This is a genomic window from Kaistella yonginensis, assembly GCF_030409525.1.
Classification (GTDB): domain Bacteria; phylum Bacteroidota; class Bacteroidia; order Flavobacteriales; family Weeksellaceae; genus Kaistella; species Kaistella yonginensis.
Genome location: NZ_JAUFQB010000004.1, coordinates 55,915 through 71,571 on the forward strand (window position 1 = coordinate 55,915; position 15,657 = coordinate 71,571).

General features: G+C 32.1%; 9 protein-coding genes and 1 CRISPR repeat array. Of the genes, 5 read left to right on the forward strand and 4 right to left on the reverse strand.

Annotated elements, in window-relative coordinates; all coding sequences use genetic code 11:
- Positions 1-23: 23 nt before the first annotated feature.
- The 3 genes from QWY78_RS01695 to QWY78_RS01705 all read right to left on the reverse strand — a co-directional run bounded on the left by QWY78_RS01695 (position 24) and on the right by QWY78_RS01705 (position 2,326).
- Positions 24-752 carry an ABC transporter permease subunit gene (locus QWY78_RS01695; RefSeq protein ID WP_290215937.1) on the reverse strand — a complete coding sequence of 243 codons (729 nt, stop codon included), beginning with the start codon at positions 750-752 and terminating at the stop codon, positions 24-26.
- Between the two features lie 79 nt (positions 753-831).
- Entirely contained in the window at positions 832-1,380 is a 549-nt protein-coding gene (locus tag QWY78_RS01700) for a CopD family protein (protein ID WP_290215938.1), read from the reverse strand.
- Positions 1,381-1,498: 118 nt separating this feature from the next.
- The gene (locus QWY78_RS01705) at positions 1,499-2,326 is read right to left on the reverse strand and encodes an SAM hydrolase/SAM-dependent halogenase family protein (RefSeq protein WP_290215939.1); all 828 of its coding nucleotides are present in this window, start codon (positions 2,324-2,326) and stop codon (positions 1,499-1,501) included.
- A gap of 129 nt (positions 2,327-2,455) precedes the next feature.
- On the opposite strand from QWY78_RS01705, the gene QWY78_RS01710 reads away from it, so the two are divergent.
- The 4 genes from QWY78_RS01710 (at position 2,456) to QWY78_RS01725 (ending at position 5,812) form a co-directional block, all read left to right on the forward strand.
- A complete protein-coding gene (locus QWY78_RS01710) occupies positions 2,456-3,415 on the forward strand; it encodes a PhoH family protein (RefSeq protein ID WP_290215940.1) in 960 nt (319 codons plus the stop codon).
- 148 nt (positions 3,416-3,563) lie between these two features.
- Positions 3,564-4,229, forward strand: a complete 666-nt coding sequence (locus tag QWY78_RS01715; protein ID WP_290215941.1) for a BT1926 family outer membrane beta-barrel protein — start codon at positions 3,564-3,566, stop codon at positions 4,227-4,229.
- Between the two features lie 247 nt (positions 4,230-4,476).
- On the forward strand, positions 4,477-4,956 hold the full coding sequence (locus QWY78_RS01720) for a hypothetical protein (RefSeq protein ID WP_290215942.1): 480 nt from the start codon (positions 4,477-4,479) through the stop codon (positions 4,954-4,956).
- A gap of 256 nt (positions 4,957-5,212) precedes the next feature.
- On the forward strand, positions 5,213-5,812 hold the full coding sequence (locus QWY78_RS01725) for an OmpW family outer membrane protein (RefSeq protein ID WP_290215943.1): 600 nt from the start codon (positions 5,213-5,215) through the stop codon (positions 5,810-5,812).
- 188 nt (positions 5,813-6,000) lie between these two features.
- On the opposite strand, the gene ffh is transcribed toward QWY78_RS01725, so the two are convergent.
- Positions 6,001-7,371 (reverse strand): signal recognition particle protein, encoded by a 1,371-nt coding sequence (gene ffh / locus QWY78_RS01730; RefSeq protein ID WP_290215944.1) that lies wholly within the window; start codon positions 7,369-7,371, stop codon positions 6,001-6,003.
- 306 nt (positions 7,372-7,677) lie between these two features.
- On the opposite strand from ffh, the gene cas9 reads away from it, so the two are divergent.
- Positions 7,678-12,285 carry a type II CRISPR RNA-guided endonuclease Cas9 gene (gene cas9 / locus QWY78_RS01735; RefSeq protein WP_290215945.1) on the forward strand — a complete coding sequence of 1,536 codons (4,608 nt, stop codon included), beginning with the start codon at positions 7,678-7,680 and terminating at the stop codon, positions 12,283-12,285.
- 95 nt (positions 12,286-12,380) lie between these two features.
- Positions 12,381-15,570: direct repeats of the CRISPR family, unit length 36 nt; unit sequence GTTGTGGTTTGATTAAAGATTAGAAAAAACGATATT.
- Positions 15,571-15,657 lie beyond the last annotated feature (87 nt).

The window sequence follows — 15,657 nt, forward strand, 5'->3', positions numbered from 1 at the left end:
TTTAAAAGTGATAAATATTTCAATTACTTTTTCTTTTCTACAAAAACTTTAGCGAGAAACAGACAAATTGCAATCACCAGCACGAAATAAAAAAGGTCTCGACTGTCAATTAATCCTCTGGTAAATGCCATAAAGTGTTGATAAAAACCAATATTAGAAAGAACGTAATCTGCGCCTCCTAATAATTTATAACTTGCCAGTTGTTCTACTCCAAAATAAAAGAAAAAGGATAAAAAAACACCGAGCAGGTATGCCATAATTTGGTTTTGCGAAAGGGATGAAGCCAAAATTCCAACTGCGGAAAACGTTGCAATTAATAGTATTAATCCAAAATAACTACCGAAGGTTGCACCCAAATCGATATTTCCTTCGGGAACTCCCAAAACATACACGGTATACAGGTAAACGAGTGAGGGAAGTAAACAGAGCATTCCCACGAAACAAACTGCCAAGTATTTAGCGATGATGATTTCTGAAACTTTAACAGGTTGCGAAAAAAGCCAAGTCAAAGTGCCTGCTTGCTCTTCTTCTGCCAAGGTTTTCATCGAAATTGCGGGTATCAAAAACATTAAAAACCACGGGACAATTACGAAATAACTCTGTAAAGTTGCAGAACCAATGTCGAAAATATTAGAATCATTTTCAAAGAAAAATAAGAAAAGCGTGCCTATTAAACTGAAAGCACCGACAATTAACCAGGCACTCCAATTTCCGAAATAAGTCCAAAGTTCTTTTTTAAATATTGCAAACATATTATTTGAGGTTGTAGGAGAACGGCATTGGGTTAAGAGTGAAAAATCGCACTATTCACTATTGACCATTCACCATTATTCATTGTTTATTCTTTTTATTAACTAATTTCACCGTCATCATAATGAGACCTACTAAAACGATAAATCCTACAATTAATTGCCACCAAAACGCGATAACCATCGATTTTAAAATGACTGTAAAAACAACCAGAAATAAAATAAAAGTAGCGATTTCATTGGCTTGTCTAAGTTTTATATTTTCAATGGGTAGTACATTGCCCTGAAGATTTTTAATTTGTATCACTTTTTTCCAGCACCAGTAATGATAAGCTGCCAACCCAAGTAAAAAGGTTAATTTAAGATGAAACCAAGGCGTTTTCATTAACCCAAAATTCAGGTAAATCATGATTAAACCAGAAACTAGCATAATAACTCCTGCGGGAACCGTAATGATATTCCATAGTCTTCTGGCCATGAAAACATATTGTTCGCGAAGCACTTGTTTCTTGTTTTCTTCGAATGCATCGGTATCTTTATAATACACAAAGAGCCGCACGAGATAAAAAATTCCTGCGAAATAACTGACCATAAAAATGAGGTGAACGGCTTTGATAATGATATAAAGCATCTGAAAAATTTAATGGCAAAGATAATGGAATTATCCCAAAATTGAGAATTTACAATGGTTGCATTTTTCATTCTTAAAAATCAATAAACGAAGTGTTTGATCACGATGTTATTCCGTTTTATTGAAATTCAATAAAAATACTTTCGCCGACTTGTAAACCAAATAAGGTTTTTGCGCCACTTTCACTATTCCCTTTGTAGATCGTTAATTCTAGCAAGCCAACATCATTAAAAACGGCCGCGGCTTTCCCATGAAACTCCTGCTCCTTGGTCCAATCATGTACCAAATCGGTGTATTGGTCATGCACTCTGGACAAGGCGAGATTTCTAAATTTCACGATATAACTATTAAATCCGACACAGCTTTTATCGAAATTTTTCTTAGAAATATTCGATACCACATTTCCAAAATTATCGATATACATAATTTCACCGATCAGCATTTTTTCGCTTTCATTAAAGACGGCACGGGGAAAAGAAAGTTGTTTGGGTGTTTTAAATTTTCGGCCAATGACTTCGGGCAAGCCACCATTCTGCAGGTGAACGGCCACGGGTGCAAAAATATCAGTAGATGTAAAATTTACTTCGTCGTCAAAGCGGTTGTTCAAAGTGATTTCATAAACTTCTTCTGGTTTGATATCATAGAAAATCAAACTTAATAGTCCATTATCCGCCGCGATAAAATAATGGTCATCTGCTTTATACAAAATACATTTTCGGTTTTTGTTATAAAAGCTATCTACCGAGATAATATGAACCGTTCCTTTTGGGAAATACCCATACGCATTTCTCACAATATAGGCCGTTTGCAAAAGATTGTAGGCTTGGATTTGATGCGTAACGTCAATAATGGTAACATCTTCCTTTAAAGTTAAAATCGCGCCTTTTACAGAAGCAACTCTGTGATCGACCAATCCGTAATCTGAAGTGAAGGTAATAACTGACATTTGTATTTTTTGGAAAGTACAAATTTAGTTTAAAAATAATATTTTAAGCATGAATGTGGAAAAGTTAGCCTGATAATCGAAATAAAATTGATACTTTTAATAAAAATAAAATATCAAAACTGCTGATTTATGTTTGAACTAAAATTCGAAATTGAAGACATCGATGCCAAAACTTTTTATGGAGTTAATAATCAATATTTTAATTTATTGAAATCCAAATTCCCGTCGATCAAGATTACTGGAAGGGATCATTTTATTTTCGCTCAGGGAACTCAGGAAGCACTTGATGTTCTTAAAACAAAGCTGGAAGATGTGGTAAGTTTTATATCAAAACACCATTCGATTACTTTAAAAGATGTTGAAAGTATCTTGAACCTTAAAGATGAAGCTGAAAAACAGTTGGTATTCGATCAAGATATTATTGTAAAAGGGGTCAGTGGAAAAATTATTAAAGCGAAAACCACCAATCTTAAAAAGCTGGTCAAAGTTTCAGAAACCAAAGACATGATTTTTGCGATCGGTCCTGCGGGTACGGGAAAAACCTATACAAGTGTAGCATTAGCCGTCAGGGCATTGCGCGATAAACAAGTAAAAAGAATTATTTTAACCAGACCTGCCGTAGAAGCAGGGGAGAGCTTGGGCTTTCTGCCGGGAGATTTAAAAGAAAAACTCGATCCTTATCTACAACCGCTTTACGATGCGCTTCGTGATATGATTCCCCATGAAAAGCTGGAAGGTTTTATCGAAAAAAAAGTAATTGAAGTGGCACCACTTGCATTTATGCGCGGTCGGACTTTAGATGAAGCATTCGTCATATTGGATGAAGCGCAAAATACCACCTATTCTCAAATGAAGATGTTTCTTACCCGAATGGGCATGAATGCTAAATTTATCATCACAGGCGATCCCAGCCAAGTCGATTTACCAATGCGGCAAAAATCAGGTTTAAAGGAATCCATGCGAATCCTGAAAGACGTAGAAGAAATTGGTTTTGTACACCTTACCGAAGAAGATGTAGTGCGCCATCCGGTAGTGCGTAAAATTATTAATGCCTACGGAAAAGAAGAAATGAGGCAACGTGAGGAATGATTCAATAGGAAAAATAGTTCATTGCTTAAAATCTACATGGCCTAAAAATGGTAAAACTGAATAAAATCAGGAAATTCAAAAATGATACATGATTTTTTTTTCGTCATATGGCTTTTAATTAGTTTTGCATTACAAATTAATTAAAAACATGAGAAAATTATTTTTAGCAAGTGCAATTGCACTTTTCGCAACAGTGAGCGCACAAGAATACAAACCTACAGCAGGTGATGTAACAGTAGATTTAGGAGTAGCAGGAGGTTTAGGAAATACTTCTGTAAACTTACCAGATCAAGGTTTTGGTGCAGGTGCGATGTTTAAAGCACGTTATTTCAAAACTGATAAATTTGCGTACAGAGCAACTTTATTTTTAGCGAACAACAATAACACTGAAAATCCAAACAATCAAACAGTAATCAAAAAAGATGAGTTTGGTTTTGGTTTAGGGTTCGGTGCTGAAAAACATTTTACAGGAACTGAGAGATTATCTCCTTATGTGGGTGCTGATGTTTTGGCTGGTTTTTCTTCTAGTAAAAATAAACAAACCGTAACTTCAGCAGGAGGAACTACGTTTGTTAATGAAGTAAAAGGACCAAACAATTTCAGAATTGGAGTAAGAGGTGTTTTTGGAGCAGATTATTACTTCGTAAAAAGAGTATTTTTAGGAGTAGAAGCTGGTCTTGCTTTAACCTATGAGTCTGAAGGAGATACCACTATTAAGGCTACTGGATCACCAGATGTAACTCATGATGGTGGAAATAATTTCAATATTTCACCAGCCGTAGTTACAGGAATTAGAATTGGTTATGCATTCTAACTAAGCTATTTTCATCTCAAATCATAAAGGTCGGTTTTTACCGATCTTTTTCGTTTTTTGGAATTAAGATATTACGCTAAATAGCAGAAATGATGGGTCGACTGATAACCTGGTGGCCAGCTGTTTTATTTTAATCCAACTGAATTATTTCAATCTTTTGCTGGAAAAATGAAAATATAATTTGTTAAAATTTTGTTAATTTAAAAAAATAGTTTTACTTTTACTTTACAATTAAAATTATAAAGCGATGAAAAAACTAATTTTAGTAGTTGCTATTGCACTTTTTGGGGCAGTTCATGCTCAGTCGACCGGAAGTTTTAAATTAGGAGCGCATGTAGGTTTACCGGTTGGTGATATCTCATCCGCCTCCAACTTTCTTGCCGGAGTAGATGTGTCTTACCTGTGGCCAGTTGCTGCTGAATTTAACCTGGGGGTTACCTCTGGATATTCCGCTTGGTTTCCGAAAGGCGGAGGGGATACTTTAGGAATGATTCCTATTGCTGCTGCAGGAGCGTATAAATTTTCGCCTCAATTCAGTTTGGGCGTTGATCTAGGATATGCATTTTTATTTGCCTCAGGAGCGAGCGATGGTGGATTTTATTTTCAACCAAAAGCGGCCTACCATTTTGGACCAAGTGAAGTTTACGTTGGGTATATGGGAGTTTCTAATAATGGATACACCTCCAGTGCAATTAATTTAGGATATGCCTATTCTTTTGGAAAATAAATAGACTAATCCTGTTTTAAGTTCTTGATCGATAGAGAAATTTCTGTTTTCGGAAGCTCTTATTGGTCAAGTTCCGTCTAGGAATAGGGTGGAAAATTTATTATAATATACTTGATAATTTTGATGAATTTCAAACTTGTATTAAATTTAACCCTTAATAAGCAAGCCACTCATTCGAGTGGTTTTTTCATGACAAATATCATGTTAATTATATGTTAAAATAGTTTTAGATTTGCAGTCTAAAATTAAAAAAATTATGAAAAAATTATTGGTACTGGGTGCTGTAGCACTTTTCGGAATGATGAACGCGCAAATGGAAAAAGGATCATGGGTAATTGGGGGATCTACAACAATAGGATTCAACAATATCTCTACAAAGTATTCCGTTGGAAACAACTCAAATACAGAACCTTCTGTATCTACATTTACACTTACTCCTTCAGTAGGATATTTCGTGCAAGATAAACTTGCGGTAGGTTTAGATTTAGGGTTTGTTTCAATGAGTCAAAAAGACGGTGATGACAAGTATACAGTAAGTACTTTATCTGCAATGCCAACAGCTACTTATTATTTTAAATCAGCGACTAACTTAGTTCCTTACCTCGGTGCAGGTGTAGGCTATGCTTCAACAAAAGCCACTGAAAAATATAATGGTAACTCTAATTCAGAAACTGTAGATGGTTTTGCATGGAAAGCAAAAGGCGGTTTGGTATATTTAATCAACCAAAATATCGGAGTTGATGTGGGTGCATCTTATAACCAATTTTCAAACAAAGAAACTGTAATGGGAACGGATTACAAAACTACTGTAGGTACTTTTGGAATTAATCTTGGATTTTCAGTTTTCTTAAAATAAGACAACTTTCAGTTAAAAAATCCCGATTTAACAGAATCGGGATTTTTTGTGCCTTTTATTTGGTCCAAACGGTTTTATTTTCGCTAAGTGTTTGCGCAACCCCTTTTTTAATAGCAAATTAAACTTAATGAAAAATTCCCAGTTCGCTTTTGCGTGACCGGGATTCTTATTTTATAAAATTTTACGTGTTATTTACCAAACAAGTTGCCGCCGCCCATTCCTGGTACTTTTGGCATTCCTTTGCTCATCATTTCCATCATTTGTTTTCCTTGCGGTCCCTGCATCATCTTCATCATTTTTCCCATTTGGTCAAACTGTTTCATCAAGGCATTTAAATCTTCAATCTTTCGGCCAGCACCTTTGGCGATTCGGTTTTTTCGCTGCGTGTTGATGATTGATGGTCTTCTTCTTTCTTCCGGCGTCATCGAGTGAATCATCGCTTCAATATGTTTAAAAGCATCGTCCTGAATATCAACATCTTTAATGGCTTTGCCAACCCCTGGAATCATGCCCATCAAATCTTTCATATTCCCCATTTTTTTGATCTGATTAATTTGTTTTAAGAAATCATCAAAACCAAATTCATTTTTGGCAATTTTTTTATGAAGTTTTTTAGCTTCTTCTTCATCAAACTGTTCCTGGGCTCTTTCTACTAAGGAAACTACATCACCCATACCGAGAATTCGGTCAGCCATACGTTCCGGATAAAACACATCCAGTGCTTCCATTTTCTCTCCCGTCGAAATAAATTTGATGGGTTTCTCAACCACAGAACGAATCGTTAGCGCAGCTCCACCTCGAGTGTCACCATCTAATTTGGTCAGAACAACTCCGTCAAAATTTAAGGCCTCATTAAAAGCTTTGGCAGTATTTACCGCATCTTGTCCGGTCATTGAATCCACCACAAATAAGGTTTCTTCTGGCTTAATGAAATAATGAACCGATTTAATTTCGTTCATCATTTGTTCGTCTATGGCCAAACGACCTGCCGTATCCACAATGACCACATCGTGTCCGTTTTCTTTCGCGAATTTCACTGCATTTTCAGCAATGGTCGCCGGATTTAGCGCACCATCTTCGGTATAAACGGGGATTCCGGTTTGGGAACCTAATATTTTCAGCTGCTCAATGGCGGCCGGACGATATACATCACAGGCAACTAAAAGCGGTTTTTTATTTCTTTTTACTTTTAGATAGTTTGCTAATTTCCCGGAAAAAGTTGTTTTACCAGACCCTTGTAAACCAGCAATCAATATAACACTGGGTTTGCCCGAAAGATTGATTCCTTCATGCGTGCTGCCCATTAATGTTACCAATTCGTCATGAACGATCTTGGTCATCAACTGTCCCGGCGTTAAACTGGTCAAAACATTCTGCCCCAGTGCTTTGTCTTGCACCCGTTTGGTGAGGTCTTTCGCAACTTTATAATTCACATCGGCATCAACCAAAGCACGGCGAATTTCTTTTACCGTTTCAGCAACGTTGATTTCTGAAATTTTTCCGCGCCCCGAAATGCTGTGCAGCGCTTTATCTAATTTATCCTGTAAGCTATTGAACATAATTTTTCTTTAAGAATTGCAAAAATACGCAATTTAAATTTTTGATTAAAATTTTACCGTATTAAAAACCTTGTCAAGTTTATCAACCTTCCAACCGCTAGTAAAATATCACAAAAAAAGTCCCACCAAAGCAGGACTAAAGATTTTCATCTACGGCATATAGCCTTATTGTGATAAGATTAAAGATTAGAATTGTTTTAATCTGACACAAATATACTAAATATTTTTTATTCATTTTATGGACTTGTATAATTTTATTTTATCTTTTTTGCCTATTTTTATAGAACGATTAATAAAGCGAATATAATGGCAAAAATTTTAGGATTAGATTTAGGGACGAACTCTGTTGGATGGGCGATTGTGGAAAAAGAAGGAAAAGAATATTCTCTGTTAGATAAAGGGGTAAGAGTATTTTCTGAAGGTGTAAATATTGAAGCAAAAACAAATAGTGAGAGTTCTAAAGCTGCAAAAAGGACTGAATCTAGAAGTGCGAGAAAATTAAAATATAGACGTAAAATTAGAAAAATTGAACTACTTCAAATTTTGTCTGACAATAATTTATGTCCAAAATTAACTGCAAAGGATTTGAAAGATTGGAGATATAAGAAAATTTATCCTCAAAATGTAGATTTTAGAATGTGGTTAAGCACTGATAATCAAGAAAATATTAACGAAAGAAAAAAGCAAATAGAAAATCCTTATTTTTTTAGAAATAAAGTTGCAAAGGAATTATTGGACTTAAATAATAAAAACGACAGATACAATATAGGAAGAGCATTTTATCATATTGCACAAAGAAGAGGTTTTTTGAGCAATCGTCTTGATAGTTCTGACAATTCTATAATAGAGGAAAAGAAAGATGAGATAACTTCTTTTATCAGCGAAGCGACTTCAATTTTGGATTTTCAAACAATATTTGCTGATTTTTTAACCAGTTATGATAAAGATGAAGCAGGCGACAAGCCATTATTTACACTCTCAAGAGCATTCACTGCAATAATTAAAGAGTTTTCTAAATTTACTTACGAGGAAATAAAGGAAAAACTATTAGAAAGATTAAATAAAAAGGAATTTCTTGGACCAGTTAAAAGAGCCATAAGTGATTTGACTGAAAAAATTGAAGAAGCAAAATGTACGACTTTAGGTGAATATTTTTATACTTTATATAAAAGCGGTAATAAAATAAGAGGAGAATATACGCATAGAATTGACCATTATTTAGCAGAATTTAATTTTATCTGTGAAAAACAAAATATTTCTACAGAAGTAAGAGAGAAAATTGAAAAAGCAATATTTTTTCAAAGACCGTTAAAATCTCAAAAAGGATTAGTTGCAAAATGTCCACTCGAAACTAGAAAAGCGTGTGTACCAATCTCTCATCCAGATTTTGAAGAATTTAGAATGTTGAGCTATTTGAATAATATTAAAATTAAATTACCAACAGACGAAAAATTAAGATTACTGAATGAAGATGAAAAAGAACATATTCAATCTTTGTTTTTTAGAAAATCTAAAGCAAATTTTGATTTTTCTGAAATCGCAAAAAAATTAACACCAAAAGATTTGAAATCAGGATATTTTAAAGATAGAAACGCATCAGTGTTTGATGTTTTATTCAATTATAATTTTGGAAGTAATGTTGCAGGTTGTCCAACAATTGCATATTTAATGGATACTTTTGGCTATAATTGGAAAGAATATTTATTTTCAAATTACACAAAACTCAATCAAAATGGAACAAATAAAACAAGAGAGGAAATTATAGATGTTTTTTGGCATGTTCTGTTTCGATTTGATAAGATAGAAATGTTGAAGCAATTTGCTTTAGATAACCTTTCTTGCGATGAGAAAACTGCGGTAAAGTTTTCGAAAATAAAATTAAAACAAGAATACGGTTCTTTAAGTTTAAAAGCGATTAGAAATATTTTACCTTATTTGAGACAAAATCTAATCTATTCTCATGCAGTTTTCTTGGCGAATATGAAAAACATTTTACCAAAAGAAATTTGGCAAATTGAAGAAAATCAAAATATAATCAATAAAGAAATAAATTTAATTATTGAAAATTATAAAGTTTATAGTAACAATATTGATATTGTAAACGGTTTAATAAAAAATGTAAAAAAAGAAAATGAAACTTGGAGTTCTGAAAATAAGTTTGTTGCAGAAGCCTATAAAAAGGATGTAAATAAACAAGTAATAACATTTTTTGGAACAAAACGTTGGGATGAAACTCCTGAAAATTATCAAAATCAAATTTTAAGGGAGTGTTTTGATTTGTTTGTAAACCAAATGAAACTTAATTCGGGAAGAGGAGAGTTTGCGAAAAAGCAAACTATTGATGAAATTTTAAAAACGTTTTTGAGTGATAATTTTAATGTGAGCCAAGATGATTTAAAAAAATTATATCATCCATCAGCAATTGAAATCTATAAAAAAGCAAAACGAAGCGAAGTTGACGGTAAAAAATATTTAGAAAGTCCATTGATTTCTTCCATAAAAAATCCAATGGCAATGCGTTCTTTACATCAAGTAAAAAAAGTTGTAAATCAATTAATCAAAGATGAATTGATTGATGAAGAAACTGTAATACATATCGAAATGCCAAGAGAACTAAATTCTGCAAACGAAAGAACGGCAATTAGACAATGGAATGAAGAATTAAAAAATAGACGAACTAACTATGCGAATGAATTAAAATCAATTTTTAGAGGAGAAATAAAATTTGATAATTGTAATGATGAAAATGAAGATTACAATAATTACGAACCAACAGAAACAGATATTTTGAAATACCAACTTTGGATAGAGCAAAATAAAGTTTGTCTTTATACAGGAAAAACTATTTGTCTTTCAGATTTTATCGGGCAAAATCCAAAATTTGATATAGAACACACCATTCCAAGAAGTAGAAGTTTGGATAATTCTCAACTGAACAAAACATTATGTGATAATATTTACAATAGACAAACTAAAAAAGATAAAATTCCTTTTGAATGCCCAAATCACGATGAAATTTTGTTGCGCATAAAACATTGGTATGCAAAATACAAAGGTTTAGAACAACAAATAAAAGATCTATCCCAAAAAGTAAAGGTAGCATCTACAAAAGAAAGAAGAGACCAATATATTACAGATCGAACTAAGTTGAGATTTGAATATTTGTACTATTTTAAAAAATATAAATCATTCAATATGGAAGAAATTCCAGATGGATTTAAAAATAGCCAGTCTGTAGATATTGGTGTCATTAGTAAATACGGAAATTTATTTTTAAAAACAGTATTTAATAAAGTCTATCCAATTAAAGGAAAAACCACAGCCAACTTACGACAAATGTGGGGTTTAAATGACAAAACAAGAGATAATCATGCACATCATGCAAAAGATGCAGTTGTAGTTGCATGTTGCTCAAGAGATATTAATGATGCTTTGGCAAATTATTATCACGATTTAGAACAATATGAATTTTACGGAAAACCTAAGCCATCTTTTTCGCATAGAATTCCTTGGCAAGGATTTCATAAAGATGTAGATGATTTTGAAAATAATACTTTAATCAGTCATCATACACCAGATGTTTTACATATTCAAAGTAAAAAAGCCATTCGTAAAAGAGGAATTATTCAAAGAAATGAAAATGGAGAAATTAAATATAAACAAGGAGATACTGCACGTGGAACGCTTCATAAAGAAAGTTTTTATGGTGCGATAAAGCAGCCAGTTATTGATGAAGAAAGTAAAAAACCAAAACACACAAACGACGGTGCTTTTATATTAAAAAAAGACGAAAATGGTGATGATATTGTTAAATATGTAAAACGTCAACCATTGGAATCCTTCAAGGATACAGATTTGAAAAATATTGTTGACAACAGTATTAAAGAAATTGTAATAAAAGGTAGAGAACAAGAAAAATCGATTAAAAAAGAAATTGAAGCCCTAAAAAAACAATTAAAAAATGTAAATGAAGAACAACCAATAAAAGAGAAAATTCAACTTCTGGAAAATACAATTAAAAATGAATTATATGTTTTACCAAATAAAAACGGTTCTGTAGTTCCAATAAAGAAAATACGTTATTACACTAATGATGTTTTGAATCCATTATTTATCAAAAAACATCGCGATGTTTCTCGGCATGAACACAAGCAATTTTATCATGCGAAGAATGATGGAAATTACTGTATGGCAGTTTATGAAGGTACTAATGAAAAAGGAAAGATGGACAGAGCATACGAATTAATTAATTTTTTAGATGCAGGAAGTTTTTTTAAATTATCTAATAAAAATGATCGAATTAAAGGTAATATTTCATTAATACCAGAAAAACATTTGGAAACTAATTATGGTTTATTGCGATCTAACGGAATGCCTATAATTTTGAAAAAAGGATTAAATGTGATTTTATTTAAAGATGAAAAAGATGAAATAGATTTTTCAGACACAAAATCAATTATAAACAGATTTTATAAAATTACTGGTTTGGACGAAGATGGTATCAAATTAACTTATAACCTTTCTGCAAATAGTACTACTGCAAATATTTCGCACATGAATGAAGTTATAAATGAGCAAAAAATTCATGAAGTAAAAGATATACTTGAAACTGTTGGTTTATGGGATAAAATACTTTTAAATTTTAAAAATCAATCAATTAAGAAATCTGAATTTTTTAAAGACCTAAACTCAATTTTAAATAATTATTATTTAGAAAATAGCATTTTTGATTCTAAAGGATTAATAATGGAATCTAAATTAAAAGAAAGTGGTTTGACAACTCCAAAAGGAGGAAATGTTATTGATAACTTTAAAGAATTTCCCTATATAAAATTTAAAGTAAGTAATTTTAACGCAATGATAGAGGGAATTGATTTTACAATTTCCCCAATAGGAAAAATTAATAAAAAGTAATTTATTCGATAAGTTTCTTGACATGCAGTTTTCGGAGGTCATAAGCAACCAAACCACAACGGAAAATCGCCCCGATTTTCTGCAACGGATTTTCCGTTGTGGTTTGATTAAAGATTAGAAAAAACGATATTTCGGGCTATCATAATCAAAGTTTGGAATATGTTGTGGTTTGATTAAAGATTAGAAAAAACGATATTGGTGTCCACTGAATGAAGCGGAATTGGCCAGTTGTGGTTTGATTAAAGATTAGAAAAAACGATATTTTAGATATTAAAGATTTGGAGCAACAATTAGTTGTGGTTTGATTAAAGATTAGAAAAAACGATATTTGAGGCTGACAAATTCATAAATGCGCTACCGTTGTGGTTTGATTAAAGATTAGAAAAAACGATATTACAGCAGGTAACAATTGTTTGGCGCTATTGGTTGTGGTTTGATTAAAGATTAGAAAAAACGATATTAGAGAAAGAAGAAATAATAGTAACGCCTCCGTTGTGGTTTGATTAAAGATTAGAAAAAACGATATTTTTTTAGATTTTTGATTGCACTTGAAACAGTTGTGGTTTGATTAAAGATTAGAAAAAACGATATTAGTTTTTGTAAACATCCAATAGTTCTATCTGTTGTGGTTTGATTAAAGATTAGAAAAAACGATATTTTTACTTTTATACTTTCCGATGGTGTCGGAGTTGTGGTTTGATTAAAGATTAGAAAAAACGATATTTTGTTACAATTTGCGTTCATCTTTGTTACTGTTGTGGTTTGATTAAAGATTAGAAAAAACGATATTTTGGAGCAAGTCAACTGCAAGCTAAATCAGGTTGTGGTTTGATTAAAGATTAGAAAAAACGATATTTGGTTATGGTTGTCAGTATGGTTATGGTTAGTTGTGGTTTGATTAAAGATTAGAAAAAACGATATTGTTTAAATCTACGGCCATAAGTTTCACCTGTTGTGGTTTGATTAAAGATTAGAAAAAACGATATTTTTAACATCTTTTGGAAACAGATACAGATAGTTGTGGTTTGATTAAAGATTAGAAAAAACGATATTCATAAACTCCTCCGCCGTTGGTAGTGTACGTTGTGGTTTGATTAAAGATTAGAAAAAACGATATTATTTATTACGTTGTGAATAGTTCTGTAAGTGTTGTGGTTTGATTAAAGATTAGAAAAAACGATATTAAGCCCATAAAAAACCTGCGGCTTTCAATGTTGTGGTTTGATTAAAGATTAGAAAAAACGATATTTTCTTTTCGAGCCACTCTTGAAGTTTAAACGTTGTGGTTTGATTAAAGATTAGAAAAAACGATATTTATGGTTGTCAGTATTATGGTATGGTATTAGTTGTGGTTTGATTAAAGATTAGAAAAAACGATATTTTCAGAAACTATAAGCATTAGCATAGTTCGTTGTGGTTTGATTAAAGATTAGAAAAAACGATATTTTATGAATACCTACCAATCGACAAAGTAGAGTTGTGGTTTGATTAAAGATTAGAAAAAACGATATTTCGTCTGTGCCGTTCTCACCACCCGTTATAGTTGTGGTTTGATTAAAGATTAGAAAAAACGATATTAAGCATTAGCAGCGGTTAAACTCTCTTCAAGTTGTGGTTTGATTAAAGATTAGAAAAAACGATATTTGTTTAAGCTGTGAGCCCCACTACCATTGAGTTGTGGTTTGATTAAAGATTAGAAAAAACGATATTAGAGATCTTTTTATTAATAAAGATGCAATGGTTGTGGTTTGATTAAAGATTAGAAAAAACGATATTAAGATTCTGCCCATATGCCAGAAGTCTAACGTTGTGGTTTGATTAAAGATTAGAAAAAACGATATTTTTAACCAATTGCATATCAACGCAGGTATTGTTGTGGTTTGATTAAAGATTAGAAAAAACGATATTACCCGCTGAAACTCCGTTGATGTAAATAGGTTGTGGTTTGATTAAAGATTAGAAAAAACGATATTCTAATGGCGCAGACATTACTTTATCGCTCAGTTGTGGTTTGATTAAAGATTAGAAAAAACGATATTCCAAAATTTTAGGGCATTCCATATGGAACGTTGTGGTTTGATTAAAGATTAGAAAAAACGATATTAGTTGCTTGTCTGCTTCCATGACTTCCATTGTTGTGGTTTGATTAAAGATTAGAAAAAACGATATTCAATTCCGTTGTTAACCTATCGTTCCTATGTTGTGGTTTGATTAAAGATTAGAAAAAACGATATTAGACTGCAGTTCTTTGGTCATTCGCTCCTGTTGTGGTTTGATTAAAGATTAGAAAAAACGATATTTGAATTTTTCTAATCCATCGGTAACGGAGGGTTGTGGTTTGATTAAAGATTAGAAAAAACGATATTTTTCTTAAATCGTTGATAGTGGAACTTGTAGTTGTGGTTTGATTAAAGATTAGAAAAAACGATATTTTATATCGGTTATCCTACGGTCAGTCCATGTTGTGGTTTGATTAAAGATTAGAAAAAACGATATTTTGAAAGTGTGTGTAATTAATCTACCGGTTGTTGTGGTTTGATTAAAGATTAGAAAAAACGATATTTGTTGAGCGTTCGCCCTCTGCATTGCTAGGTTGTGGTTTGATTAAAGATTAGAAAAAACGATATTATTGATTCCTACATTTTTCAGAAGACCAAGTTGTGGTTTGATTAAAGATTAGAAAAAACGATATTATACCAATAAAATTACAACATCATTCAAAAGTTGTGGTTTGATTAAAGATTAGAAAAAACGATATTCCTCCTCCGTACACTTTGAAAGGTCGATGTGTTGTGGTTTGATTAAAGATTAGAAAAAACGATATTTAAATTTTTCTAATCCATCGGTAACGGAATGTTGTGGTTTGATTAAAGATTAGAAAAAACGATATTTCAGACCATAATTTTTTCATAGTCTCACCGTTGTGGTTTGATTAAAGATTAGAAAAAACGATATTAAAAACAACTTCAAAGGACTTAAGGCGCCTGTTGTGGTTTGATTAAAGATTAGAAAAAACGATATTTTACTTCAAACATGAAAGAGGTTGGAAATGTTGTGGTTTGATTAAAGATTAGAAAAAACGATATTTTTTTATCTCCTGATGTAGGTGGTGAATTTGTTGTGGTTTGATTAAAGATTAGAAAAAACGATATTTTTAAATTCTTCAATAGTCGGTAATTTACTGTTGTGGTTTGATTAAAGATTAGAAAAAACGATATTGATGAAAACATAAAAATATATCCTACTCAGGTTGTGGTTTGATTAAAGATTAGAAAAAACGATATTAGTTGGCTCCTTACCTTCTAATAGTCAAAGTTTTAAGTAGTAAATATCGTACTAAAAAATGCTTCTTTTTTGCACTGATAAGGCAAG